Genomic DNA, 282 nt, shown 5'->3' with positions numbered 1-282 from the left:
ACGGGCGCAGGTGCAGGCGGCGGCGGCTCAGGATGCCGAAGACCTGCTGCGCATCACGGTCGCCGCGCAAACCACCCGCGCCCGTTCGATGCTGCGCTGGACCTGGCCCCACACATCCACCTGGTAAGCCAGTTCGAAGCCAGGGTTGAAGGCCCACTGCGATGGCGCGTGGCTGTCGGTGGCCTTGGCCAGGGTCTGATCGTCGGCCGTCTTGCCATAGACCGCGCCCACTGACGCTTGAGTGGACGGCCAGCGCTCGGCGTCGGCTTGCATGATTGCGGC

General features: G+C 68.4%; 1 protein-coding gene. It reads right to left on the bottom strand.

Annotated elements, in window-relative coordinates:
* Nucleotides 1-27: 27 nt before the first annotated feature.
* Nucleotides 28-282: hypothetical protein (locus tag AC0L20_RS40865; protein WP_473295802.1), on the bottom strand; the 255-nt coding region annotated here is incomplete at its 5' end.

The sequence above is a fragment of the Bradyrhizobium sp. Kon58 genome (assembly GCF_055807455.1).
This window is presented reverse-complemented; position numbering and strand designations above follow the sequence as displayed.